This window comes from Chryseobacterium phosphatilyticum, assembly GCF_002899825.2.
Taxonomy (GTDB): Bacteria; Bacteroidota; Bacteroidia; order Flavobacteriales; family Weeksellaceae; genus Chryseobacterium; species Chryseobacterium phosphatilyticum.
The window spans coordinates 176,701-202,886 of record NZ_PPED02000001.1 but is presented as its reverse complement, the minus strand read 5'-3'; the positions used below and the strand labels follow the sequence as shown (position 1 = coordinate 202,886).

19 protein-coding genes are annotated in these 26,186 nt (G+C 37.2%); 10 read left to right on the top strand and 9 right to left on the bottom strand.

Features of this window, described 5'->3' with window-relative positions:
* Window positions 1–42: 42 nt before the first annotated feature.
* The gene (locus tag C1631_RS00895) at window positions 43–1,872 is read right to left on the bottom strand and encodes a cytochrome-c peroxidase (protein ID WP_109709809.1); all 1,830 of its coding nucleotides are present in this window, start codon (window positions 1,870–1,872) and stop codon (window positions 43–45) included.
* 229 nt (window positions 1,873–2,101) lie between these two features.
* On the opposite strand from C1631_RS00895, the gene C1631_RS00890 reads away from it, so the two are divergent.
* The 3 genes from C1631_RS00890 to C1631_RS00880 all read left to right on the top strand — a co-directional run bounded on the left by C1631_RS00890 (window position 2,102) and on the right by C1631_RS00880 (window position 3,987).
* Window positions 2,102–2,587 (top strand): hypothetical protein, encoded by a 486-nt coding sequence (locus tag C1631_RS00890; RefSeq protein ID WP_109709807.1) that lies wholly within the window; start codon window positions 2,102–2,104, stop codon window positions 2,585–2,587.
* A 19-nt stretch (window positions 2,588–2,606) separates the two neighbouring features.
* Window positions 2,607–3,461: a nucleoside phosphorylase gene (locus tag C1631_RS00885; RefSeq protein ID WP_109709805.1), complete on the top strand. Its 855-nt coding sequence runs from the start codon at window positions 2,607–2,609 to the stop codon at window positions 3,459–3,461.
* A 277-nt stretch (window positions 3,462–3,738) separates the two neighbouring features.
* Entirely contained in the window at window positions 3,739–3,987 is a 249-nt protein-coding gene (locus tag C1631_RS00880) for an FUSC family protein (protein WP_109709803.1), read from the top strand.
* Between the two features lie 284 nt (window positions 3,988–4,271).
* Here the strand turns inward: C1631_RS00880 and C1631_RS00875 are convergent, their stop codons facing one another.
* Together C1631_RS00875 and C1631_RS00870 are read right to left on the bottom strand one after the other, a co-directional pair.
* On the bottom strand, window positions 4,272–5,552 hold the full coding sequence (locus tag C1631_RS00875) for a phage tail-like protein (RefSeq protein WP_123966546.1): 1,281 nt from the start codon (window positions 5,550–5,552) through the stop codon (window positions 4,272–4,274).
* A 251-nt stretch (window positions 5,553–5,803) separates the two neighbouring features.
* Window positions 5,804–6,361: a DNA-3-methyladenine glycosylase I gene (locus tag C1631_RS00870; protein ID WP_109709799.1), complete on the bottom strand. Its 558-nt coding sequence runs from the start codon at window positions 6,359–6,361 to the stop codon at window positions 5,804–5,806.
* 138 nt (window positions 6,362–6,499) lie between these two features.
* On the opposite strand from C1631_RS00870, the gene C1631_RS00865 reads away from it, so the two are divergent.
* The 3 genes from C1631_RS00865 (at window position 6,500) to C1631_RS00855 (ending at window position 9,828) form a co-directional block, all read left to right on the top strand.
* Window positions 6,500–6,799, top strand: a complete 300-nt coding sequence (locus C1631_RS00865) for a hypothetical protein (RefSeq protein WP_109709797.1) — start codon at window positions 6,500–6,502, stop codon at window positions 6,797–6,799.
* Window positions 6,800–6,919: 120 nt separating this feature from the next.
* Entirely contained in the window at window positions 6,920–7,732 is an 813-nt protein-coding gene (locus C1631_RS00860; RefSeq protein WP_103250024.1) for an enoyl-ACP reductase FabI, read from the top strand.
* Window positions 7,733–7,950: 218 nt separating this feature from the next.
* Window positions 7,951–9,828 carry a DUF3472 domain-containing protein gene (locus tag C1631_RS00855; protein ID WP_109709795.1) on the top strand — a complete coding sequence of 626 codons (1,878 nt, stop codon included), beginning with the start codon at window positions 7,951–7,953 and terminating at the stop codon, window positions 9,826–9,828.
* 82 nt (window positions 9,829–9,910) lie between these two features.
* Here the strand turns inward: C1631_RS00855 and C1631_RS00850 are convergent, their stop codons facing one another.
* The 6 genes from C1631_RS00850 to C1631_RS00825 are packed head-to-tail and all read right to left on the bottom strand — an operon-like array spanning window position 9,911 to window position 20,383.
* On the bottom strand, window positions 9,911–11,350 hold the full coding sequence (locus C1631_RS00850) for a glycoside hydrolase family 30 protein (protein ID WP_109711401.1): 1,440 nt from the start codon (window positions 11,348–11,350) through the stop codon (window positions 9,911–9,913).
* A gap of 38 nt (window positions 11,351–11,388) precedes the next feature.
* Window positions 11,389–12,198 carry a glycoside hydrolase family 16 protein gene (locus tag C1631_RS00845; RefSeq protein ID WP_109709793.1) on the bottom strand — a complete coding sequence of 270 codons (810 nt, stop codon included), beginning with the start codon at window positions 12,196–12,198 and terminating at the stop codon, window positions 11,389–11,391.
* A gap of 45 nt (window positions 12,199–12,243) precedes the next feature.
* Window positions 12,244–14,466 (bottom strand): glycoside hydrolase family 3 N-terminal domain-containing protein, encoded by a 2,223-nt coding sequence (locus tag C1631_RS00840; RefSeq protein ID WP_109709792.1) that lies wholly within the window; start codon window positions 14,464–14,466, stop codon window positions 12,244–12,246.
* Between the two features lie 9 nt (window positions 14,467–14,475).
* On the bottom strand, window positions 14,476–15,900 hold the full coding sequence (locus C1631_RS00835) for a glycoside hydrolase family 30 protein (protein WP_109709790.1): 1,425 nt from the start codon (window positions 15,898–15,900) through the stop codon (window positions 14,476–14,478).
* Between the two features lie 2 nt (window positions 15,901–15,902).
* Window positions 15,903–17,453 (bottom strand): RagB/SusD family nutrient uptake outer membrane protein, encoded by a 1,551-nt coding sequence (locus C1631_RS00830; protein WP_109709788.1) that lies wholly within the window; start codon window positions 17,451–17,453, stop codon window positions 15,903–15,905.
* 11 nt (window positions 17,454–17,464) lie between these two features.
* Window positions 17,465–20,383 (bottom strand): SusC/RagA family TonB-linked outer membrane protein, encoded by a 2,919-nt coding sequence (locus C1631_RS00825; RefSeq protein ID WP_109709786.1) that lies wholly within the window; start codon window positions 20,381–20,383, stop codon window positions 17,465–17,467.
* Between the two features lie 176 nt (window positions 20,384–20,559).
* On the opposite strand from C1631_RS00825, the gene C1631_RS00820 reads away from it, so the two are divergent.
* The 4 genes from C1631_RS00820 (at window position 20,560) to C1631_RS00805 (ending at window position 25,983) form a co-directional block, all read left to right on the top strand.
* A complete protein-coding gene (locus tag C1631_RS00820) occupies window positions 20,560–21,747 on the top strand; it encodes an MFS transporter (RefSeq protein WP_109709784.1) in 1,188 nt (395 codons plus the stop codon).
* 23 nt (window positions 21,748–21,770) lie between these two features.
* A complete protein-coding gene (locus C1631_RS00815; protein WP_103248831.1) occupies window positions 21,771–22,559 on the top strand; it encodes an NUDIX hydrolase in 789 nt (262 codons plus the stop codon).
* Between the two features lie 129 nt (window positions 22,560–22,688).
* Window positions 22,689–23,867 carry an acyl-CoA dehydrogenase family protein gene (locus C1631_RS00810; RefSeq protein ID WP_109709782.1) on the top strand — a complete coding sequence of 393 codons (1,179 nt, stop codon included), beginning with the start codon at window positions 22,689–22,691 and terminating at the stop codon, window positions 23,865–23,867.
* Window positions 23,868–24,027: 160 nt separating this feature from the next.
* The gene (locus C1631_RS00805; protein WP_109709780.1) at window positions 24,028–25,983 is read left to right on the top strand and encodes a T9SS type A sorting domain-containing protein; all 1,956 of its coding nucleotides are present in this window, start codon (window positions 24,028–24,030) and stop codon (window positions 25,981–25,983) included.
* The last annotated feature ends 203 nt before the right edge of the window (window positions 25,984–26,186 follow it).

The following is a 26,186-nucleotide window of genomic DNA, read 5'->3' as shown; positions in this document are numbered from 1 at the left end:
CCCCACGAATCTCACATCTTGTATCCCGAATACTGCACTCACCTATTTCCCTTTACTTACATCCGTGAGGGCATTCAGGAAGGCAATAATTTGCTGGATTTCTGTTTGGGTAAGGTTAAGTTTATCCGGAGCAAGAGTTTGGTTTTTCATTTTCAATCCCAATCCTTCGCCCCCGCCTTCATTATAAAAATCAAGAACCTCCTCAAGGGTAGTGAAAGCACCATTATGAAAATAAGGTTTTGTAAGGGCAACATTTCTTACAGTCACAGTTTTGAATGAATAGTCATAAATCCATGATTTTTCCTTTTTTACAGGGCTATTTCCTCTTCCGGGATCACTGTCAAGCTTAACGGGAAGTTGCTTAACAGGTTTTGTGGTAACTCCAAGTACTTCAGATTCATTTTCATTAAAAAACGGGGGTACCAATCCTGAAAAATGGGGCGCAAAATGGCAAGTCGCACAAGCCGCTTTGCCCATAAACAGATTAAACCCTTTTTTAACCTCATCAGAAACATTCTTTTCATTTCTCATAAAACGATCAAAATCACTGTCAAAAGAATATAATGAAGCCACATAAGAACTTAAGGCCCTGGAGAAATTTTCCTTGTTGATCTTCCCATCTTTAAAGGCTTTACGGAATGCCTTCTTATATTCCGGTTTTGTTTTTAATTTTTGAATTATACTTTCGTAGCTTGTATTAAACTCTTCTTCATTGTAAATCACATGCTCTGCCTGTTGTTCCAGATAGAAAGCGCGAAGATCATAGAAAAATCTTTTGGCAAAAACAGCATTATAAAGACTTGGAGAGTTTCTTAAAACAGTTTTTCCTTCTACATTACTTTGTGATTTTGTTTTAAGGTCGGTAAATGCATTTTCCGGAAGGTGACATGTTGCACAACTCATTTTGCCATTACCACTTACGTTCCGGTCATAAAAAATAGATTTGCCCAAATGACGAAGATCAGGATTATCTTCTGAAGATTTTAACAAGGTGTAAAAATAAGGATCCAGAAAATCGCTACTGAAAAAGTCTTTATTTCCTACATTCCAGCCTGAAAATTCTTTAAGATCGTCAGGTCTTCCATCCCATTTACCTAGTTCTTCATATAAGGGTTGTATATATTTTTTATAAAATTCAATTCTGTCAAAAGTTTCAAAATTGGTATTTTTTGAAAGATAGCTGATTGTGGTAGTTAAAATTTGATCAGCCTTCTCAACATTAAAATTTTTGAAATAGGGATCATTGTTGATGTATTTTTGTATCCCTGAAAGTGCATGGCTTGTTTCTTCGGAAATATTCAATGAGCCGGGTGTATCAAAACCGGTTACTCCCAAAGAATATATTCGGATCAGTTCAATACGCAATGGTAGCGTTTTATTATTCCCCTTAGTTAAGCCGTTTTTCATAGCACTTAAATAAAAGCCGGAGTAGTTATTATATAAGAAACCGGTAATCGTTTTGATTTTCTCTTTTTCATCATTGGCTTCATCTGAAAAGATAAGCTCATCCAAAACCTGTAACCCTTCCGGTGGTAATGTGTATGCTGTGGTTCCCGCAGCTTCAATATGGAATAACGGAGCTGCATTCAGATGAGTCTTGGTAAACTCAGGATAATGGTAAGCAATATAAAATTCTATTTCTTTGAATGAATTTCTGGTATTCCTCAATGATTTTTGCAGGTCTTGAAGAGAAATCCGGTCTTCAGAGAATTTATAAGCATCGTACTTCAGCTGCTCAAGTTTGGTTCTGAAATCAGCTAAGCCTTTGTTGACAAATGTATTCTCAGTTTCTTTTCCTTTATAAACAGGATTAAAGGACATTACTGCAAATCCTGTTAAAAGGATGACAACAAGCAGTGGATAAACTCTCATTAATTTTTAACGGCAAAAGTATTAATCATATATTATCTCAACTTTAATAACAGATTAAAAAATGTTTATGTTTCAGGTAAAATATTTTTTACTAATTTTAGACCCCAAAATCAAATTCATTATTCTTTAAGAACGGTTTATTCTTAAATACCGGTAAAATAATGGCGGGAGGTTATTGGGAGAGGATTTTTTAACTCAATTAAACATATCAAAAACTAAATATAGTATTATGAAAACAAAACTATTGTTTGCATTTGCAGCCAGCTTCCTTTCTCTCACTGCATTTTCGCAAAAGAAGAAGACACAGGAAAAAACACAGACTAAGCCTGAGGAAATGGCAGTATACGCAGAAAAAAAAGGTAATGAGTATTATCTGGTACGTCTGGAGAAAGATAAAAATGTTCCTAATGTTTATGTTTACTCTAATGGGGAAACAAAACCTTATAAAAATTATGCTGAGCTTAAAGACGTTGTCATTGAATTTCCCGGCATGATGCAAGCTAATAATTCTACTAAGGAAGAATTGGTTTCTATCCTTAAAAAGGACAATCATTTCTATGAGATCACATCCCAGAGAAAGGATCCTAAGAATTTTGAGAAAACAACCATTACAGTATATGAAGTAATGAGTGGTCAAAGAAGAATTGTAGAAGAGTACGACTCTATCATTCAGGTTATGGCATCACCTTATAAAGAAGCTATTTTCATCAATTAAAAACAAAAATATACATATTATGCTCAATAAACTTGCAGCCTCAGAACTTGTTCTGAATGAAGACGGAAGTGTATACCACCTTAACCTCTTGCCCGAAGATATTGCTGATAAAATCATCCTTGTGGGTGACCCTGACAGAGTGGCAAAAGTTTCAAAATACTTTGATACGGTAGAAATCAAAAAAAATAAAAGAGAATTCTATACCCATACAGGAACACTTCGTGGAGAAAGAATTACGGTAATGTCAACCGGTATTGGTACTGAAAACATTGATATCGTAATGAATGAACTTGATGCTTTGGTTAACATCGATCTGAAGAACAAAGAGTTCAAAACAGAACATAAGGCCCTTGAGTTATTCCGTATGGGAACTTGCGGAAGTGTAAATCCTGATGTACAGGTTGACAATATGCTTGTTACTCAAAACGTAGTGGGATTGGACGGTTTAATGCATTTCTATCAGGACTACAATTTTGAAAATGAGTTTTCTAAAAGCTTTATGGAAAGATTCCCTTACGAAAGAATCAAGCCTATGTTGTACTTCTCAGATTGGGCGGAAGAAATGGGTGAATATTATAAAGATGCAAAATATCATGGAAATACAGCGACATTCCCTGGGTTCTATGCTCCACAAGGAAGACAACTTCGTCTGAAAGCCGTTGATGATCAATTCCTGGAAACATTAAATGACCTTGGGATTACCAATTTCGAGATGGAAACTTCTGCTATCTATGCCCTTTCAAAATTATTGGGACACAAAGCAATTACTGTAAACAATGTAATTGCCAACAGAAGACGTGGTGAATTCTCTGCTGATCACCATGCCTCTGAGAAAAACCTTATTAACTGGGTACTTGACAGAATTATTAAATAAAAATTATTATAATTTTATAGAAATAAAGGCTATTCTCTGAAAGGATAGCCTTTTTTATATTTAGGTTGATTGATTTTAGAACTAAAAACCTCTCTCTTTTGAATTTAAAGCCAACTACAAATGAAAATTACTTTGTGAACAATAACCTAAACCAAAATTTATAAATTTCCAACCACTCACTACACTTTAGTGTATATTTTCTCTTGTATTGCCTTTTTTTTATTCAATTTATAATTATACTATCCACTTTTATTTAAATTAGCAAAAACTAATTACCATGAAAACTACTAAGCTCTCTGATTTATCTGTAGATGAATTGAAAAAAGAAGAAAAAAAACGTTCCAGCATACATATTTCGTATTCTGTTCTTATCGGATTTATGATTGGAACATCAATATATGCCACCGTTAAACACGGGCTCACTTTTGTAAGTATTCTTCCTTTATTTTTTATACCCATGAATTGGTTTATTTGGAAGAGTAAAAAAGAGGTAAGCAAAGAAATTCAATCCCGAAAATCCAACTAAAAACCTCTTACAAAGTGCATTTAACTACTCACTACTGTGGTTATTGCGGGCAAAGGACAAGTATCCACAGGTATCTATTGAAGCATTTTACAGAAAATGATTTCATCCATGCTGTCTGGCATTTGGATCAGGGAATATATTGTAGGAAAAAGTGCTAACAATTTTAATTTTATAATTCTCCACCTTTAAAATAAGAACGCTGATACAACTATAGGTATTAAAAAAGGACTTCCGTTTTGGAAGTCCTAACACCATATCAACTATAATAAAACTTATTATTCAAATTAAAACTCATTGATCATTATATAAAAATGGCCTGAGTATAAACTTTCTGCACTTCCTGAGATATTTGTCAGATTAATAGCAATACTGGAGGTGGAAGTCATTCTGGGATTGGAAATTGAAAAAGTTGAATTTCCGGCAAAATCTCCAGCAGGAGAAACGACGATCACTGCTCTGGTTGAACCAGGCTTCATAGCTGCCGGAACAGGAATTTCCAATGTAAAAGACTTTCCCGGAGGTAGATTATTAATAGATACACCCGGCCATACTTCAAAGCTTATCTGGTTTTTCTGAATAGTTCCTTTATCGCCCAATTTAAACTGCCCATTGACATCCAGTTTTGCAGAAATATTTGGAGCCCCCGTACCAATACCAACATTTACATTATTATTCCCCAACACAATGGTATTGGCCTGTGAGGTACTTGCTCCATATCCTATTGCTGTTGAATATTGTCCTAAAGCATTAGCTCCCGAACCTACAGCTGTTGAATTTTCACTATTGGTCACTGCATTATATCCCAAAGCAGTTTCACTATTTGTGTTTGTTTTTGCATTATACCCTACTGCTACTGACTGGAAACCTCCTGCAAATGCCTGATTACCAATTGCTGTCGATTCATTTTTACTCGTTTGTGCATTATATCCAATGGCTATTGACTTAAATGCTCCTGCGGATGATTTGTTTCCAATTGCCAGAGCGTCGTTGGCTGAAACTGATGCAGCACTTCCAATCGATACCCCTTGAAATGCAGAACTTGAACTTCCGATAGCAATTCCATTTTGTCCGGCATTCGCGCCCAGTCCCAAACTTACAGAGCTATCTACGCCCAGTCTTCCGGCAGTCGAAGAATTGACTTTAAAAACTAAATCATCACGCGTTTTAGTTCCTAATGAAAGATTAGTGTCTGCTCCACCATAGTTTCCGGCATTTGTTCCCGTGGTATTCCAACCCATTCCGCTATCGCCATCTCCCTTATTTGTTTCAGACGAATTTGAAAACCTGTTCCATTTGGAAGCAAACCAATAATAAAACCCAACCTCTTTTAAATTCCCATTTCCGTTATTCCATATAATAAGTCCGTCTGCCGGCGTAGGAATCGTAACGGTATCAGTCAGTGATGTCAAAGCTACACTTGGCAGAAGTACTCCCTTATTTTTAGCATCAATCTGAAGCATTGCCGAAGGATCAGGATTTGATAAACCAATCCCCACCTGGGCAAATACAAAAGTATGAATCAGTAAAAAGAGAAGACCGAGTTGAAATGTATGTGTTTTTTGCACCACTGCTATTTTTTGCGGCTGCAAATATACAAAATATTTAATAAATACATGATTATTTTATTAAATTTACAATTAAACCACTGGAATGTGATTAAAGAAATCCTTATTCACAAAACATTGAAAAATATAACATATCAACCACTTACATTAGTAAATACAAATCAAGCTTTATAAAACGGACAGTATAAACAAAAAAACAAATTATATTATTATTAAAAAAACATTTATTAGTTTAAACAAATTAAAATTTATCACAACCTAATGAAACAACTTTCAATATGATCATTTACCATTCCTGTTGCCTGCATATGAGCATATACAACTGTTGACCCCATGAATTTAAACCCTCTTTTTTTCAAATCTTTAGAAATGACATCTGATATTTCAGTTGTTGCAGGGACATCTGATAGGGCTTTAGGCATGTTATCTATTGGTACCCCAGATATAAAACCCCAGATATATTTTGAAAAACTTCCAAATTCTTTTTGAACTTCCAAAAATTTCTGTGCATTGGTAATGGCGGCTACTATTTTAAGTCTGTTTCTGATAATTCCCGGATTATTCATGAGCTCTTCAACTTTCTTGTCGGTGTACAAAGCCATTTTTTTATAATTGAAGTGATCAAATGCTTTTCTAAAATGATCTCTTTTAGATAGAATAGTATACCAACTCAATCCTGCCTGAAAACTTTCAAGAATAAGGAACTCAAATATTGTTTCATCATCATAAACCGGCTTCCCCCACTCATTGTCATGATAACTTCTGTAAAGATCATCTTTTGAACACCATCCGCAACGTATTTTTTCCATAATTATTAAATTTTATACGTTAAATGTACTACTGATTTAGAAAACCATAACAAAACATTGTGAAAAATTTAACACAATTGCCCAATTTTAGGAATGGTTATTGTTTAATCTTACATACCAAACAAAATTTATAGTATTATGAACAATTCAGATTATAACAAAGCGGAAAATGCAGTGAATAATGTAGAAAACTCTTTACAGAATGCAACGGAAAAAGCAAAATGGAAAATCAATGAATTGGCAGACAGAGCCAAAGATTACATTAATGAAAAAAGGAGTAACGATCAGGAAGCTAATCAGGAAGACTGGTTCGACAGGGTAAAAGCTAATATATCCGATACCTGGGATGATATTAAAGATCAGGCGAATGATGCCTGGGAAAAAACTAAGGACGCAGCAGAGGATGTAAAAGCAGAATGGAACAAGAAAACCAATTAAAAATTCAGTCATATAAATATTTTCAAGAAAATGGAGTCTTATAATTGATAAGGCTCCATTTTTATTATGTCATAACCACAATTATTGCTACATTTGTAGTATAATAAACATTAGAAAATTATGTCATACGGTTTACTTAAAGGCAAAAAGGGAATTATTTTTGGAGCCCTTAATGAACAATCCATTGCATGGAAAGTTGCTGAAAGATGCCATGAGGAAGGTGCAGAGTTCATCTTATCAAATGCTCCTATTGCTTTAAGAATGGGAGAACTTAATGGTTTAGCAGAAAAAACAGGTTCAGAAGTGATTGGTGCTGATGCGACTTCAATTGAAGACCTTGAAAAACTTTTTGATGCTGCGACAGCAAAATTTGGAAAAATAGATTTTATTCTTCACTCTATAGGTATGTCTATCAATGTAAGAAAAGGAAAGCACTATACTGAAATGAATTATGACTGGTTGGAAAAAGGCTGGGATATTTCTGCTGTTTCTTTCCACAAAGTGATGCGTGTAGCCTGGGAGAAAGACTGTATGAATGAGTGGGGAAGCATCCTTGCTCTTACGTATATTGCAGCTCAAAGAACTTTCCCTGACTATAATGATATGTCTGATAACAAAGCTTATCTGGAAAGTATCGCAAGAACTTTCGGAAACTATTGGGGTGAAAGAAAAGTACGTGTAAATACCGTTTCTCAGTCTCCAACTATGACTACTGCCGGTAGCGGAGTGAAAGGTTTTGGAGGATTCCTGGGATATGCAGAAGATATGTCTCCACTAGGAAATGCAACAGCTCTTGAATGTGCAGACTATTGTGTAACCTTATTCTCTGATCTTACAAAGAAAGTAACTATGCAGAATCTTTTCCATGATGGAGGTTTCAGCAGCTCAGGAGTTACTCAGAAAGTAATCAGCAAATATGATTCTGAAAACTAATCAGGAAGAAGAATAATTTTCCAATAAAACGAAGGAGCAATCCTATCAAATACAAGCAATGCATCAATGATGCATTGCTTTTTTTATAAAGATAAACAGGTACACTTTATCCGGCGAAACATATTTTATGTTTTACACAAACAATTCTTAATATTAATACTAAATATTTATTAAATTATCAATATATCCATAAATTAGCTCTACCAAATAAATTAATTATGGAAAAAAAATTTAAGTCTTGCGTCGCAGTAGTATGTATTGCCGCAGCTTCGTTCGTCACTGCCTTGAGTGGCCAGACCTGCCCCAGTTGGGGACCGTATCTTGAAGGTTTTGACATGGCTAATTCCGGTGAACTCTGGTATTCTGAAGTAATGGCAGACAACACCTGTAAAAAAGTGAATACCTACTACTCTACTCTGAATTTTTCTCTGGGCCCAAGAGGCGGATATGCCGGAATTCAGTATAAGCAGAACGAAATTTATAATAACATTTTTTCGATGTGGGATTTACAGGATACTTCTGTTCCCCAATGTACCACAGAATATACTGCTCCCAATACTTTTGTAGATGGTTTTGGTGGAGAAGGAACCGGCCTTCATACAGACAATCCTATGCCATGGACCCCAGGAATATGGTACGCTACGGTAGTAAGAAGATGGTCTGTTGGTGATGGAAAAACCAGGATTGGATTCTTTATGTTTGATTATGGTACAGGAAAATGGAAACATTATGTCACCATTGTCACTCCTGAAAACGATGCAAAATTCACCGGAACAAAACTTGGAGGTTTTGTTGAAAACTGGAATTCAGCAGCAAGTAAGGCTACCCGTTGCGGATATTTCAGAAACTTCTGGAGCATGAATGCGCAAGGTAGCTGGTCGAAGCCTTCACGATATACCGCTTCAGCCGGAACCGGCTCATGGGGAGCAGAAACAGCTTTCAATAATACTGCAATCAAAGTAACTTCCTGTGGTACCTCTCCGGCGCCTGCCGGAAGCTCAGTAACTTTTAACGGAATAACTCAGGACGGTACAAAACCAGGAACAACTGTACCTGTTATGGTGACCAGCGTGATTCCATCGTATAATTCGTCCAATAATACCGTCAAGGTAAATTGGGCCAACTCAGAAACAACAAGCCCACAGTTTTCATATAAAGTTTCATTATACACGGAAGCCAGCTGGGGAAATTCCTATACTCCTGTAGCAGTCGTTACAGGGATTCGTCCCGACCAGAGAAGTGCTCAGCTTCCGCTTCCGGCAAATTCTCAGCCGGGTAAATATTATGTAAGTGTTGTATTGGAAGATATCTTTACACAATCTTCTAATTTTGGATATAATAATTTGACGATCAGCAATATTGTGACACCACCTACTATTGACCCAAACGCCTATTACCGAATTAAATGTGCAGGAAGCAGCCAATACATAAGCCCAACCAATTACAGTACATCCTCCAATACCAAAATGGTGCAGTATCCTTTTAACGCTAATCTTGCTCAACAATGGAAGCTGGAAAAAGCAGGAAATAATTATATTATTATCAACCGTGCATCAGGATTAGCATTGGATGTTCCGGGATCCAATACAACCAATGGAACTACACTGGTGCAATATACGAAACATGGCGGTAATAATCAGCAATGGATATTAAGACCTTACACTTCAAATACCGTTGTTATAGGAACTGCTTTATCCAATATGAAAGCAATCGATAATCCTGCCAATTCACAAACTTCAGGAACAAATATCAATATCTGGGATCAGGATATAAACGGCCCGGCAGGTGTTAACCATCAATGGGTTCTTGAACAGGTAACAACTTCTGCTTCGGGTATTTTGGCAAAACAAGAGACAACCTCCATGGTTTATCCCAATCCCGTAAAACAAGGTGAAAATCTGATCATCAGTCTTCCGGAAAACGAAAATACTCTTTACAAACTGACTGTAGTCAATGCAGAAGGAGTAACAGTAAAATCACAACAAGTGAAAGCTAGTAAAGCAATTATATCAACTACAGGAATGAGAGCCGGAGTCTATTTCTATATTGCTCAAAACAGTAACCGAACTTTTTCTGGGAAGTTTTCGGTACAGTAATTTTTATTGAGATAGGTGATAAATCGAATCGGCGGCCTCTTCGAGGCCGCCGATTCTTGTACAAAATAATATTAATATGAAATTATAAAATTACAGTCTGTATAGAATGAGCCGGTGCCGTCAGTTTGGCAGCCATTCCTTCAATCCAAAGATTGGTTTCTATATCGTTGTCTGAATCGTTCATGATCACGGTCACCAATTGTCCGTTTTCATTCATGAATGCACTTGATGTAAGGGCTGCCCTGTTGGAAGAGCTTCCTATTCTCTGAGCATTCGGTTTGATGTATTTTGAAACATGTCCGATATAATAGTATTCGTAGGTATACAGGACTTCTCCTGTTTTAGTGTCTGCAATGATAGGGGCAAAACATAGGTTTCCTTTATGGTTAGGCCCTCCTGTTTCATCCAACAGGATATTCCAGTCTGTCCACATCGCATTTCCTTTGTTGAAATCGTTGAGCATATTTTTACCATATAATTCACCAAGACTAACGTCGTAGATTTTATCCATATTAAACTGTTCCTTGCAACCTTCTGTAAAAGCCAGAAATTTGTCTGGGAAAGCTCTGTGGGTTTCAGCAAGATTGTCAAAAAGCTGAGTTTTATTGTTCCAGGTTTCATACCAGTGGTATCCGATTCCGTGGGCATATTTTGATGTCTCAGGATCACCTAAGGTCGTCGTAGCTCTTTGATAAATTAAATCTCTGTTATGATCCCAGATCATTACTTTTTTATCTTTATATCCGTTTTTCCAAAGGGTTGGTCCGAGATTGTTTTTCAGGAAATCGCCCTCTTCTTCCGCAGTGTAAATACAAGACTCCCAGCTTTGGGTAGCCATTGGTTCATTCTGAACGGTTAATCCCCAGATATTGATTCCTCTTTTCTCGTATTCTTTAATGAATTTAATATAATAATCAGCCCATGTCTGATAATATTGGTTCTCCAGTCTTCCTCCTTTATACAAGCTTTTATTGGATTTCATCCAGGCCGGGGGGCTCCATGGAGAAAAATAGAAAGTGAAATTGTTTCCAATCGCCTTCTGAGCTTCTTTAATCATTGGGATTTTATACTTTTCATCATGAGCAAGATTAAAAGACTTCAAAGAAGTGTCATTGTCTTCCACATAGGTATAAGAGTCACTTGAGAAATCACAGGAATTCATATTGGTACGCACAACAGTATATCCCAACCCGTTTTTACCATAATAAGCATCCAGAATTTCTTTTTGCTTGTTCTTGGGCATTTTATAAAAAGTTTCTGCCGATGCATCTGTAATGGCACCTCCAATTCCTATTAACTTCTGGTATTTAAAATTGGGGGCTACAAAAATGCAGGCATCCGTTTCTTTCGGTTGTCCAAACTTTTCAAATTTTACAAGGCCCTTATCCGCCATTTTCTCATTTGCCTTAGAATTGGTAAGGATTACTTTAGCTGTTTTTTCTGCATTTTTTTTCCAATAATTCTGTGCATTCGCATTGAAAACAACACCCACTACAAAACAACTTACAATTAGTTTTCTCATGATTTTTTTATTTTTGGACACGCTTGTCCCCTTTTTCATTATTTATTTTGATAGACTCTTACGTAGTCTATATAATACTTTTGCGGAAAAACATGGTCGTCAATTCCTTCTTTTCCACCCCAGAAACCTCCTACAGCCAGATTTAAAATGACAAAATACGGTCGGTCAAACGGCCATGATTCATTGGTTTTTTCTTTGTTTTCATACGTAAAAAACTTTTGATCATCTATATAAATATCAATTTTCTCCGGTGTCCATGAAGCTTTGTATACATGAAACTTTTCGCTGACATCCTTTACAAAAACGGTGTCTGTTTTCTGGGTCCCCTGGATATGATTATACTTTTTTGTATGAACCGAAGCATGGATGTATCCCTGATGATAGCCCACATGTTCCATAATATCCAGCTCACCGTCATCCGGCCATTTCTTCATATTTTCACTCATCATCCAGATCGCCGGCCAGGTACCACGGCCTTTGGGTAACTTTGCCCGAACCTCAACGGTTCCATATTGAAAAGAAAATTTTCCTTTGGTTAGCAGCCTTGCAGAAGTATATTTATTATTCTCCCAATTTTCTTTTCTGGCTTCAATCACCAGATTTCCTTTCTCCATTCTGGCATTTTCGGGTCTGTTTTTGGTATAAAACTGAGCTTCATTATTTCCATAACCATCTCCTCCAACATCATAATTCCACTTTGACGAGTCAGGAAGGCCTTTTCCATTAAACTCATCACTCCAAATCAGTTTTCTGCCTGAATCAGCTTTTGTTGAAGTACAGTTGGTTACCATCAACATAAATACTGCTGCCGTACAAAGCTGAATGATATTTTTAGATTTGATTTTCATATGAGACTATGATTATTAGAGTTTATCTTTTTCCAATTAAATGAATTATTTCATCCAATTCAATCTTTTGGTCTGCACATGTTGAGAATCAGTTCCCACCATAACATCGAATTCACCTCCTTCCCAATCAAAATTCAATGCATCATCAAAGAACTTCAGATCTTCAGGAGTCACTGTAAATTCTACTTTTTTACTTTCTCCTTTTTTGATGAATATTTTCTTAAAGCCTTTCAGTTCCTTTACAGGTCGTATAACTTTACCGAAAAGATCTCTGATATAAAGCTGTACCACTTCTTCCCCATCATATTTTCCTGTATTTGAAACCGTAATGCTGATGTTCAACGACTGATTCCCTTTCAGATTTGTAGAACTTAAAACCATATCGGAATAGGTAAATTCCGTATAACTCAAACCAAATCCAAACGGAAATTTCGGATCGTTATCAAGGTCAATATAGGCTGAAACATAATTTCTGTCTGTCGTATTTTTTGCAGGTCTGCCGGTATTATAATGGTTGTAATACACAGGAATCTGCCCTTCTGTTCTTGGAAAAGTCATGGGAAGTTTTCCTCCCGGATTCACAGTTCCGAACAATACATCGGCAATAGAATTTCCTGCTTCTGTCCCCAGCCACCAGGTATATACAATAGCAGGAATATGATCTGCCGCCCAATTGAAGATCAAAGGTCTTCCTGCATTAATCATTAAAATGATTGGTTTTCCTGTTTTGGCAATTTCTTTCAATAAATCTTCCTGAACTCCGGAGAAACCGATCGTACTTCTGCTTTTTGCTTCACCACTCATGGCATGGCCTTCTCCAAGGGTCATAATAACCACATCTGCTTTTTTAGCTGTTTCTACAGCCTCGGCAAACATTGTTTTATCCTGATCATCCACATTACAGCCTTTGGCATATAATAAGTTTGAATTTTTATCGAGTTGATTTTTAATTCCGTCAAACTGCGAAACGATCCTTTGGCTGTCATCTTTGAAAGCAACAGACCAAAATCCATGATTCGCCACCGTTTCTTTTCCGAACGGACCAATCAAGGCAACGGTCTTTACCGTTTTTGAAAGAGGGAGAATATTTCCTTTATTCTTCAGGAGAACAATACTTTTAGAGCCAAATTCTCTCCCGAATTTCCTGTTTTCCTGGTTATCCGTTTGTTCTTTTTGTCTTTTCTCATTACTAAACCGGTAAGGATCATCAAAAAGCCCCATTTCGAATTTCTTTGTTAAAATTCTTCCTGTAGCATCGTCCACTAACTTTTCGTCTACTTTGCCTTCTTTCACAAGCTTTGGAAGCTCAGTCATGTATACACGGCTTTCCATGTCCATGTCACTTCCGCCCTGTATGGCTTTTTCCGCAGCTTCAGCACCATCTTTTGCGTAGCCGTGCGCAACCATTTCGCCAATGCTTCCCCAGTCTGAAACCACAAAACCTTTATAATTCCATTTTCCTTTCAGTAATGTTCTCTGGATATATTGATTGGCCGTTGCCGGAATTCCGTTGATATCATTAAAAGAATTCATAAACGTTGCAACTCCTGCTTCTGCTGCAGCTTTGAAAGGAGGAAGATACGTTTCATTCAACTGTCTGAGGCTCATATCAACAGAATTATAATCTCTGCCGCCCACTGCAGCACCATATGCCGCAAAGTGCTTGGCACAGGCCATCACTGCATTAAGGCTCCCTAGCCCTTGCCCCTGAAATCCTTTAATCCTTGCCAATCCGATTTGAGTTCCAAGAAAAGTATCTTCTCCGGAACCTTCCATCACTCTTCCCCATCTGGGATCTCTGGCAATATCCACCATGGGTGCAAAAGTCCAGTGAATACCATAAGCAGATGCTTCCGTAGCCGCTATTCTTTCAGATTTTTCTATCATTCCCAGATCCCAGCTTGCCGCCTGACCAATATTAACGGGAAAGGTCGTTCTATATCCATGGATAACATCCTGCCCGAACAATAAAGGAATCTTCAATCGGGATTGTATAGCCAGTTTCTGAAATGCGCGGGTTTCTTCTGCTCCGGCGACATTCAGCATTGAGCCTACTTTTCCTTTTTTTATTTCTTCCAATACCGCAGCCGAGTTGGAATGCTGGGGTCCTGTGGCATATTCAAATCCGCTGTATTGGACCATTTGCCCCACTTTTTCTTCTAATGTCATTTTAGACAAAAGCTCTGCTACTTTCTGATCTGTTGTTTTCTGTCCATAGACACTCATCCCCAATGTTGAGAATGCCAATAAGAAATAAACTCTTTTCATAGTATTCGATTAAAAAATATAGGTTGCTGCAGATTGTCCGGAAATTGTTACAGCAGCAGATTGTCCGGCAAATTTAATATTAAAATGTTCATTCTCCTTACTCTCATTCTGAACAATGACTACTATTTTCCCAGATTGAGTCATAAAAGCTGCCGTCGAAAGATTTTTTGTCTGCGTAGAGCTAATTCTTTGAGAGCCCGCCGGAACAAATTTAGAAGCATGGGCAATAATATAATAAGCGACATTTCTTGTGAAGTTCTCACTATCTGAGACAGTTATTGCTCCCTTACATTCGGTACAGCCGCCATCTGTATGGGGACCGTATTTGGGATCATTAGCAAGATTCCATTCGAGGGCAGTTTTGCTCCAGTTTCTCATCGAACCGATGATAACATTTTTAGTATGCCAATTGAGATCATCGTTGAAATTTCCTTTGGAACCTGTCCATTGTTCGGTAAAATATAGATTTTTATCCGGGAAAGCATTGTGAACCGCTGTCAATGCGGAAATCTCTCCTTCATAGAGATGAAAAGCTGATCCATCTATATATTGATAGGCTTCAGGATCTTTTAAAATATCAAGGGCATATTCAGGCTTATTACAATTGTGATCGTAGATGACAATCTTTGTAGTGATTCCATTTGTTTTAAAAACCGGACCTAAATGATTTTTAATAAAATCTCCCTGCTGAGCAGACGACATATATAAACTCGGATTATTTCCGGGATGCAAAGGTTCGTTTTGAGGAGTTATTGCATCAATCTTAATCCCTTCTTTTTTCATTCCCTGAATATATTTTGTAAAGTAATTGGCATATGCCCTGTAAAACTCAGGTTTCAGACTTCCTCCTTTCGATTTTCCGTTATCTTTCATCCAGACCGGAGGCGACCAGGGTGCAGCAATAATTTTAATATCAGGGTTGATGATTGAAATTTCTTTCAGCATCGTTATCAGATTTTTATCTCTGGTAAGACTGAATTTTGAAAGCTCAACATCAGTCTGTCCTTCCGGTAAATCATCATAGGAAAACACTTCGCCATCAAGATCCGAAGCTCCAATGCTTAATCTCAGATAGCTGACTGAAATTGAATTTTTTTCTTTTCCGAAAAGTTCGGTAAGCAAAGCCTTTCTTTTTGAAGGAGACAAACGGTTAATTACTTCCACACTTCCCCCCGTCAATGTATATCCGAAACCGTCAATATATTGAAACTTTTGACTGGCATCAATTTCAATATTCTGATAGTTATTGGAACTTTTTACAAATCTGATCGGAGTTTGTTGCTGTAGTTTTACGCTCTCATCCCCCTTTGTAAGCCAATACTCAATTTCATTTCCTTTATCTTTCCCTAAAGAGGTGCACGATAAAGGAAAAAGTACTACACCACAGAGCAGTGCAGTACCTTTAAAGAAACTATATAAGTTGTGAAACTTCATGTTTAGTAGCCTGGATTTTGTTTTAAAGAGGTATTAGGCAATTCATTAAACGGAATCGGTAAAATTTCATTTTTGCCACTTTTAAATCCTTTGAACGCAAGCTTCGTAGGAGCATCTCCCCATCTCACCAAATCAAACCAGCGATGTCCTTCTCCTGCGAGCTCTCTTCTTCTTTCATCCTTAATAGCCTGAATAGACACAGGAACAGATGCTAATCCTACTCTTGCTCTCACAGCATCCAGTAATGCCTGAGCTCTACCTCCCGCACCTCCTAAAGCTTCAGCCTCCATCAGATAAGTATCGGCTAATCTTATAGCAACATAATTCTGTCTGAAATTCAGTTCTGCCGGACCTGGAAGTGAACTTTTTAAAGCATTGGTGGGTAAATATTTATTTAAAAAATAACCGGTATCTGCAAATGCAGGGCTGTAAGAAATTTTACCTTCCGCCACGAGTTTTTTGGCATTGAAAACAGTTACATCTAACCTTGGATCTCCCTGCATGAAAGTAACGTAGTCATCAGTCACCGTGTTGAAAGCCCATCCTGAAAAGATATCCGGGGCATCATTATTCGGAATATTTTTCAAGGAATAAGAACGCGGGCATACCATTACATTGATAGAGTTGCCTTCATCTTTTCCTTGTCCCCAGAATCCCCAATCGGAATTTCCTTTATTGGTATGCATTACTTCAAGAATAGATTCTGTTGAAAATTTATAAGGGTCAGAGGTTTCCGGGCCTACTTTAAACAAATCAGCGTAGTTGGCTACCAATTTATATCCATATTGACTGGTGCCTCCCGGAGTACCATTCACTTCTGCAAATTGCGCAGCTGCTTCCGGCATTTTCTTATCATACAAATAAATTTTCCCCAATATGGCTCTTGCTGTTCCTTGTGTAATTCTTCCTTTGTCATTCCCACTTGCCGTCATCATCAAATCCGGAATAGCAGCATTGATATCACTTTCTATCTGTGCGTACACATCGCCCGGCTTAGCTTGTGGAATGTGCCAGTAGTCATCATTGAATTTCAGCGTTTTAAGAATTATAGGAATATTTCCAAACATTCTGACAAGCTCAAAATAGTATAAAGAACGGAGAACCTTTGCCTCCGCAATGTATCTTTTTTTAAGATCATCACTCATAGAAGCACCCGGAACCCTTTCAATTAAAAGATTTGCACGGGCTACCCCCTGATAAAAATCCTTCCAGTAGCTTGCAGGCATGGTATTGGGATTAATCATATAATTATTCAGCCCCTGAATACCAGCCCCGTCACTGGAGCTTCCGCCTCCAGAATAAAAATCATCAGATCCGGCATTAAAAAAAGTGACAGTATTCTCGAATCCTCCGGAATATTTTCTCAAAACATCATATACGGAAACCAACGCACTAAAAGACTGCTGTTCGTTCTGAAAATACAAATCAGTATTAAAAGCCCCCGAATTTTGCACATCATCCAGATAGGAATCACTACAACCTATATTACTAAAACTTAGACCTGTTAACACTGTAATGGCCAATCCTTTATATAAAAAATTCTTATTTTTCATGTTATTACGTATTAAAATTGAATATTAGCCCCTATCATGAACGTTCTGGCTTGTGGATAATAAGCTCTGTCGACGCCGATGATATCTTGTTCCGAATTATTTCGTCCGGCAATTTCAGGGTCATAACCTGTATATTTCGTGAAGGTAAATACGTTTTCTCCGGTTATAAAAAGTCTTACTTTATTCATTCCGAAACGACTCGTTACCTCATGAGGCAATGTATATCCTAACTGAATAATTTTCAACCGCACATAATCTCCTTTCTGAAGATAGTAGCTAGACATCCATGAATAATTATGGTTAGGGTCATTTCTGGTAATTCTTGGGTTATCATTAGTAGAACCTTCTCCTGTCCACCGATCTAAAATCTTTGTCTGATAATTGGCATCAGGCAAATCCAATCTTCTCAACCCCTGAAAAATCTTATTACCAGCCTGCCCCTGGGCAAACATCATAAAATCAAAGTTTTTATAATTTAAATTGATGGTAAGTCCAAAAGTATATTTTGGAATAGAACTCCCTAAATTTACTTTATCTTCCTCATCAATCTTACCGTCTCCGTTATTATCCTGCCAGATAAAGTCTCCCGGCTTTGCGTTCGGTAATAATTTTGTTCCGTTGGAATTGACATACGCATCGATTTGTGCCTGGTTTTGGAATACACCGCTGTATGTTTGCCCATAGAAAGACCCGTAAGGCTGTCCTACAGCTACTCTTGATACAGCTCCCATCGTCTGGAAAGAAGCAAGGTTGAAATAATCAATATCATCCTCCAGTCTGAGAACTTTGTTTTTGATGGTCGCAAAATTTCCGTTAATAGATATTCCGAAGTCTTCCCAATTCTTTTTATACCCTAATTCAAGCTCGAAACCAGTATTTTCCATATCCCCCACATTAGCCCAAGGTAATTCAGGCACCCCTACATAGCCTGGAATATTAACTTTTCTAAGAATATCTACAGTTTTCTTTTTGTACCAATCTGCCGTTAACGTAAAATTGGTAAATAGTTTTAAATCTGCTGCAATATTCAGTTGGCTCGTCTGTTCCCATTTAAGGTTTGGATTTTCCAGTGTGCTCGGCGCATATCCGATAATGATATTATTTCCTGAATTGGTATAGTTACTTCCTGAAACCATGAAACTTGCAAATCTGAAATTATCCATTTCATCATTTCCTAGAACCCCATAACCTCCTCTCAATTTCAAATTATTAATAACTTTATTTTCCGGCCAGAAATTTTCTTTATGCACATTCCATCCTAAAGATAAAGATGGGAATGTTCCCCAATGCTTATTGGTCGCAAACTTTGACGAACCATCTCTACGAATGGTCCCCGTAAACAAATACTTATCGGCATAATCATAAATAATTCTACCAAAATAAGATGCCTTACGGGTCTGGATCCCGTCCCATCCCGTTGCAGTAATGTCATCCTGAGGAATGGTAAAGTTGAAAGAAGCATCCTGCCATCGCTCAACAGGCAGATTTGTATAAGTGAGACTTGCACCTCCTGCAATGTTATAACGATAAACCCCCTGTCCCACCAATATACTGATGTTGTGATCTCCAAATTTATTCTGGTAAGTCAAAGTATTTTCCATACTCCACTCGAATTTATTTTCATCCACCTTATTCAAACTGTTAAAGCTTGTGTTATTATAATTTGGACTCAAATAATATTTCGGAGTAAAAGTACGGCTACCCCAGTATGATTTCTTCCCGTTTAAACTGGATTTAAAAGTAAAGTTTTTAAGAAATTTAAGTTCTGCAAAAACATTTCCTACAAAATCATCAGACCAACTATAGTTTCCCTGTTGAATAGTACGGAAAGCTCTTGGATTCGTCATTTCATTGTTTACATACCTTGAAATCCCGTAAGGATTGCCATTAGGATCACGAATGATATAAGGATTCGTATAGCCACTCGGATCTACTGCAGACCAGTCTGTCACCACGACCGGGGTTGTAGGATCCAGGTTAACTGCTGAAGCTAAAGGCCCTCCGAATTCTTCGTTGGCACTTACCCCCTGAGATTTGGTATGAGTGTATGCGAAAGTTTGTCCTATGGTTAAATAATCCGTTATTTTATGACTGGAGTTAAATCTGGCATTGATTCTTTTGTAATACGAAATATCACTCATTACAATACCTTTCTGATCAAAGTATCCAAAAGATGTATAGTAACTTGATTTTTCATTCCCTCCTGTGATACTTACCTCATGAGAGGACTTTTCACCGGTTCCGAAAATAGTATCCTGCCAGTTGGTTCCTTGTCCAAGAGATTCGGGATTGGTAAATCTTGGTGCGCCACCGTCATTTACAAGACCTTCATTAATGATTTGTGCATATTGACTGGCATTCAGCAGATCCAGTTTTTTAGCAGTGTTTGACACTCCAAAAAAACCATTATAAGAAAGACTTAATTTTCCTTTTTTCCCTTTTTTTGTAGTGACAAGAATTACTCCTTTAGCAGCCGAAACTCCGTAGATAGCCGATGAGGCTCCATCCTTCAGGACTTCGATACTTTCAATATCTGATTGGTTGAGCCATCCTATATTATCAACAACAATACCATCTACTACCCATAAAGGACTGTTACTCCCCGCTCCGAAACTGGTAATCCCTCTTACGCGTACAGTTGCCGGAGCTCCGGGTTGTCCAGAGTTCGTCACTACAGAAACACCAGCAGCCCTCCCCTGCAATACCTGTTCCGGTTTACCTGCAGGGATGTTTTCGATATCACTGGCTTTAATACTTGCAATAGCTCCGGTTACATTACTCTTCTTCTGCGTACCATATCCGATCACTATGATCTCGTCTATTTTATTCTCTTTAGAAAGCGTGTCCTTTACCTTGGTCTGGGCACTGAAGTTGGCCGTAAAATAGAGGACAGCCACCAACCCTAAGCTTCTTGATATTCTTACATTCATATACAGTTATTGTTTAATTCTCAAATTGAGACAATAAAAATATATTTTTTTTCATATAATTAACATTACATTCACAAATATTTTAATTTTTCTTTTATTTTTAAGGGTTAGAAGCCCTATCTTAGCGCTAATATTTCTTAAAAAGTTAGAAAAATCCTAAAAAGTTAATCCCCAAAATGACAACCAAGCTTTCCCGTATTTCTCTTCCCCTTAAACTTACTTTTCTTATTTTTTCAATGGTTTTAAATTGCATGGGGCTTATTATTTTACAGCTTTCTGAGGCTCAAGTAACCTATAGCGAGCTGGGATTACTAGAATCATTCAAAGATTTACCTATTGCTTTTATCTCTTTTTTCGCAGTAAGTTTTATCAATAAAACCGGAGCCAAGAAAGCTTTAATCCTGGCACTGGCTATTGTCGGTCTTTGTTGTTGTTTGCTTCCATTTATAGCGCATTTCTGGTTTTATAAAGTCTGGTTTGCAATTATAGGAGCATGTTTTGCGATCGGAAAAATTTGTGTTTTTGGGATGATCAGGAATAATATTTCAGATGAAAAGTCACTGGCCAAAACGATGAGTAGCGTTGAAGCTTCGTTTATGATCGGAATTTTTGTAGTCAATACCGGATTTGGCTGGCTCATATCCAGTCAGTATTCGGAGTTCTGGAAATTTGGATTTTTAATGATTGCTGTCTTGTCAGCAGTCACCATACTCCTCTTATCAAAAACGGAGATATCTGAATCTAAGCCGTTGGAAAATAAAAATATACTTTCTGAATTATCCGGTTTTACGACTCCTTCAGTGATATTATTTCTGGCAGTAATCTTTTGTATTGTTTTCGTAGAGCAAGGGTTTAATTCCTGGTTACCATCTTTTTATAAAAACCATCTGAAGGTCAATTCGTTCTTTGCCCTTCAGGCAACCTCCTTTCTGGCCATATTCTCTTATGCAGGAAGAACTGTCACTGCCAATATTATCCGTAAATTTCCATTGCAGGGTTACTATATTTCATGTATGCTTTTCATTCTGATCGTATTGATTACCATTGTAGGAATCCAGTATTTTGACTCAGAAAGTTCAAAGTCAATTCTCTTTTTGTTTCCCATCGTAGGTCTTTTTTTATCACCACTCTACCCGGTTATCAATTCCAAAATGATTTCACAGATTGGTAAAGATAAGGTTAATCTGTTCACTTCGCTTATCGTGATTTTTTCATCATTAGGAAGCTCTGTGAGTTCTATTATCATGTCTGTATTATTTGGAAAGCAACTATTAAGTTTTTATCCTTTATATATTTTAACATCTGTAATTCTTCTTTTTGTGATTAGTTTGATATATTTTAGCATCACGAAAAAGAAAATATAGAAAATAGTTTTATTTTTACAACCATGAAAATCAAAGACACAAAAAGCAAAGAAACACTTCGGGAACTGATAGAAACCAAAGACTTTGTTGCTCATATATCAGTAGACTGTACCATATTCGGGTTTCATAATAATATTTTAAAAGTATTACTTTTAAAGTATCATGATCTGGATCTGTGGTCACTTCCGGGTGGTTTTGTTTTCAATGATGAGGATCTTCGGGAAGCCGCAGAAAGAGTTTTATACGAAAGAACACAACTTAAGGGTTTATTTTTAAAGCAGTTCCATACCTTTGGAAGAATAGATCGTACCGAAAACAATGTACATCAGATTCTTCTCAAAAACAAAGGAATAGAAGTTCCTGAAGATCACTGGATTTTTCAAAGATTCATTACTGTAGGATATTGCAGCCTAATTGACTTTTCCATGGCCAATACTTTTCCGGATGCATTCAATGAAAGCTGCGAATGGTTTGAAGTTAACAAATTGCCCAAAATGGCTTTTGATCATGACAGAGTTATAGAAACCGGTCTGGAATACTTAAGGATGAATATCAATACCGAAGTAGCAGCCAGTAATTTGCTTCCTGAGAAGTTTACGATGAAGGATCTTCAGTTATTGTATGAGACTATTTTAGGTCAGAAATTCAGAAGAAACAACTTCCAGCGAAAAATTTTAAGTTTAAATATTCTGGACAGGCTGGAAAAACTCTATGACGGATCAGCCAACAAAGCTCCATACTTATATAAATTCAAAAGCAAAGTTCACAACGCTATTCATCAGTATCCTATATCCAATGATGAGGAGATTTAAAAACACAGGGTTGGGTACTAAAAAGAGTTAAAAACCCGTTATATAACTGAAAACCAGCATCAATATAAGTTTTCAAAAAAATTTTCAGAACACCACGAAAAATGTTATTTTTAACAAAATCAAAAAATCATGTCATATTATCCTCTTACAAGCATCCCTGATTATTACGGAATTGATGCTTTACTTACTGAAGAACACAAACTGATCCGCCAATCTGTAAGAGACTGGGTTGAAAGTTTTGTAATGCCGCAGATTGATCAGGCCGCCCAAAATCATACAGATCTTCCCGGTCTTATGAGAGAATTGGGTAAAATTGGGGCGCTGGGTCCTTATATCCCTGTTGAATATGGAGGTTCAGGATTAGATCAGATTTCTTATGGTCTGATTATGCAGGAGTTGGAAAGAGGAGACTCTGCAGTACGTTCTGCTGCTTCAGTACAAAGCTCTTTAGTTATGTTTCCCATCAATGAATTCGGTTCTGAAGAGCAGAAAAAGAAATATCTTCCCAAGCTTGCTGCAGGAGAAATGATTGGATCTTTTGGATTGACTGAGCCTAATCATGGTTCTGATCCAAGTTCAATGGAAACGTATTTTAAAGATATGGGAGACCATTATCTTTTGAATGGGGCTAAAATGTGGATCACCAACTCTCCTCTTTGTGATATTGCTGTAGTGTGGGCAAAGAATGAGGAAGGAAAGATACAGGGATTAATCGTTGAAAGAGGTATGGAAGGCTTTACCACTCCGGAGACTCACAATAAATGGAGCTTGAGAGCTTCTAAAACAGGAGAGCTTGTATTCAATGATGTAAAAGTTCCTAAAGAAAACCTGCTTCCCGGAGTAACAGGATTAAAAGGACCTTTATCTTGTCTAAATTCTGCAAGATACGGAATCTCCTGGGGCGTAATCGGTGCAGCTATTGATTGTTACTGTACTGCCGTTCAGTATTCCAAAGAAAGAAAACAATTTGGAAAACCAATCGGATCCTACCAGCTTCAACAAAAAAAACTGGCTGAATTTTTAACAGAAATTACAAAAGCTCAGTTATTATGTCTTCAGCTAGGAAACCTTAAAAATGATCACAAGGCCACTCCTGCTCAGATTTCAATGGCTAAGCGTAATAACGTAAAAATGGCTATTGACATTGCCAGAGAGTCAAGACAAATTCTGGGAGGTATGGGAATCATGGGTGAATTCCCGATGATGAGACATGCTGCCAATCTGGAGTCCGTAATTACATATGAGGGGACTCACGATGTTCATTTGTTAATCACCGGTTTAGATATTACGGGAATCAACGCTTTTTAAGTAAAGCTAACATATATAATAAGAGTCTGGTCAACTGATCAGACTCTTTTATTTTATTCACTTTCCTGAGAATTGGTATTCGATGAATAGTTATTAATGTCACAACATTTTACAACTTTCATTAAAAATATTATCTTGATGTCGTTAAAAAAATAGCAATATGAAAAAAATAGCGACTTTTTTATTAGGGCTTACTGCTCCATTCTACTTTGCACAGCAAGCAGGTGATCTTATCAGTTCAGAACAAAAACTGGATTTAACTCCGCAGGGAGTAATCAATTTTATTGCCAATAATCTTGGTGATCAAAATGCTCCGGATTTTGTAAGTTATCTCAATAGCTTCAATGTGGGGCTAAAAGGGTATAAAATAACTTATTATACAAAGAATGAGAACAATACGCTTGTAAAAGCAACCGGATTGCTTATGTTTCCTAACGTAGGCTATAAACTATCTACTGTCGTATCAGATCATGGTACCACCGACAGCCGAAATAATGTTCCTTCTAATTTTAAGGGAGCTTTAACTGCCGGGTTTGTTGTTGAGCTTTCTTACGTACTCAATGGTTATATTCTCATGGCTCCTGACTACGTTGGGATGGGAACCGGAGATGGTGTTCATCCCTATGTTGACTATGCAACCGAAGCCGGAGCCACTATTGATTTTGTAACAGCGGCCAATAAAGTATTGACCCAGCTGGGGGTAAAGCGGTATGATGAATACTTTCTGGCCGGTTATTCTCAGGGGGCTCATGCAGCGATGTCTACGATAAAAATGCTAAATGTATCCAATCCCAATAACCTGAAATTCAAGTATGCTTATATGGGAGACGGACCGTATGACATGTCAGAAACTACGTTAAAAAAAGGCGTTTTAGAAAAGGATATTTATCCATTTACAGCTTTTTTAGCCAATGTTCTTCACAGTTGTAATAATACCGGATACAAGACCTACACCAACAATATTTCAGAAGTTATCTCTGCGGAATATCTGGATCGGTATAACTATCATGTTGTTGAGGACAACGGAGGCCTGCTATGGGGCCCTGTCATATGGAGAAAACTTTTTACCAATAATTTCATCAGTGAAGTGACCAGCAACCCGAATCATGTATTCAGACAATGCCTTAAGCCTAAAGATGTATACAATTGGTATAATAAAACTCCTATGACATTGGGGCACTCCAGCATTGATCTGGCTATCCCACCTGAAAACACATCAAAGACCATTGATGTACAACGAGGCTACTATCCTTGGTGGGATTTAAATAAATATAAACTGGAGTCTTTTTATTGGGGACCATTAGGCCATGTAGGAGGAATTGTCCCTTTCACCCTGGCATCTAATGCAAAGTTCAATACGTTAAGAAGCGGTGGGCTTCTCAATCAATGGGCGATTGCAGGTTCAATCTTTGGTAAGCAGTCAGACAATAAATCATCAGATGTTAACCCATTATCTTCTTCCCAGATAAAACCGGATCTTGGAAGTATGCAATTGATGGAAATTACAGATTTCAATAAAGAGAAAGCAGTTGGAAAATCTATTGCAGACCAAAATTTATCTGCTTTAAAAGATGGTGTTTATCTACTCAAAGTAACGGACAACAATGAAAATAAAATGATTCCGTATATCAAAAATACACCTGCTACAATTGCTGAAAATGAAATCGTACAGTCAGAAATTAATCACATTTTACAATTAAAAATTGATCAGGATGAACTTTCTGCAGTGAATGTTTTTGATCAGAATAAAAATTTAATTACCAGTATTTCAAAAGAAAAATATCTGGAAACAGGAGGTATTGATCTGAAAACGCTAGACACTCAAACGTACACTTTCGAGGTGGTAACCCCTTTTTATAATCTGCAGTTCAATAAGGCCGTTGGGGGTCAGTCACTACAAAGCAGCACCGATATCTTTACGCAAAATCGCCAAATCAAAGCCAGAACCAATGATTCCATTAAAAATATTAGTATTTATAGTATTTCGGGGGCTTTAGTACATCAGCAGGAAGTGAATAAGACGCAATTTGAGTCAGGAAGTTTAGATGCCGGAGTCTATATCGTTCAGATAACGCTGGCTAATGGTAAAACAATAAATAAGAAAGTAAAGCTTTAGGGCATAATCCATCTTCATATAAATCATTTCAAGTTAATTTTGGGCGCCCCAGCAATGGGGTGCTTTTTAGTTGATTCAAAAATCAGTTATTCTTTCGTAAGAAAAAATAACTCTAAAAAATAAAATTAGAAATAATCAGCACACGACCATCACAGCAAATTATATAACAAAATGTAATACAATACATTACATTAATAAATCCT

Bases quoted from the DNA above. Each gene is read 5' to 3' on its own strand.
- C1631_RS00845 (WP_109709793.1), bottom strand. From the start codon at position 12,198: ATGAAAATCAAATCTAAAAATATCATTCAGCTTTGTACGGCAGCAGTA.
- C1631_RS00815 (WP_103248831.1), top strand. From the start codon at position 21,771: ATGAAAATCAAAGACACAAAAAGCAAAGAAACACTTCGGGAACTGATA.
- C1631_RS00895 (WP_109709809.1), bottom strand. From the start codon at position 1,872: ATGAGAGTTTATCCACTGCTTGTTGTCATCCTTTTAACAGGATTTGCA.
- C1631_RS00860 (WP_103250024.1), top strand. From the start codon at position 6,920: ATGTCATACGGTTTACTTAAAGGCAAAAAGGGAATTATTTTTGGAGCC.
- C1631_RS00830 (WP_109709788.1), bottom strand. From the start codon at position 17,453: ATGAAAAATAAGAATTTTTTATATAAAGGATTGGCCATTACAGTGTTA.
- C1631_RS00840 (WP_109709792.1), bottom strand. From the start codon at position 14,466: ATGAAAAGAGTTTATTTCTTATTGGCATTCTCAACATTGGGGATGAGT.
- C1631_RS00870 (WP_109709799.1), bottom strand. From the start codon at position 6,361: ATGGAAAAAATACGTTGCGGATGGTGTTCAAAAGATGATCTTTACAGA.
- C1631_RS00880 (WP_109709803.1), top strand. From the start codon at position 3,739: ATGAAAACTACTAAGCTCTCTGATTTATCTGTAGATGAATTGAAAAAA.
- C1631_RS00865 (WP_109709797.1), top strand. From the start codon at position 6,500: ATGAACAATTCAGATTATAACAAAGCGGAAAATGCAGTGAATAATGTA.
- C1631_RS00885 (WP_109709805.1), top strand. From the start codon at position 2,607: ATGCTCAATAAACTTGCAGCCTCAGAACTTGTTCTGAATGAAGACGGA.
- C1631_RS00825 (WP_109709786.1), bottom strand. From the start codon at position 20,383: ATGAATGTAAGAATATCAAGAAGCTTAGGGTTGGTGGCTGTCCTCTAT.
- C1631_RS00890 (WP_109709807.1), top strand. From the start codon at position 2,102: ATGAAAACAAAACTATTGTTTGCATTTGCAGCCAGCTTCCTTTCTCTC.
- C1631_RS00805 (WP_109709780.1), top strand. From the start codon at position 24,028: ATGAAAAAAATAGCGACTTTTTTATTAGGGCTTACTGCTCCATTCTAC.
- C1631_RS00855 (WP_109709795.1), top strand. From the start codon at position 7,951: ATGGAAAAAAAATTTAAGTCTTGCGTCGCAGTAGTATGTATTGCCGCA.
- C1631_RS00835 (WP_109709790.1), bottom strand. From the start codon at position 15,900: ATGAAGTTTCACAACTTATATAGTTTCTTTAAAGGTACTGCACTGCTC.
- C1631_RS00810 (WP_109709782.1), top strand. From the start codon at position 22,689: ATGTCATATTATCCTCTTACAAGCATCCCTGATTATTACGGAATTGAT.
- C1631_RS00820 (WP_109709784.1), top strand. From the start codon at position 20,560: ATGACAACCAAGCTTTCCCGTATTTCTCTTCCCCTTAAACTTACTTTT.
- C1631_RS00850 (WP_109711401.1), bottom strand. From the start codon at position 11,350: ATGAGAAAACTAATTGTAAGTTGTTTTGTAGTGGGTGTTGTTTTCAAT.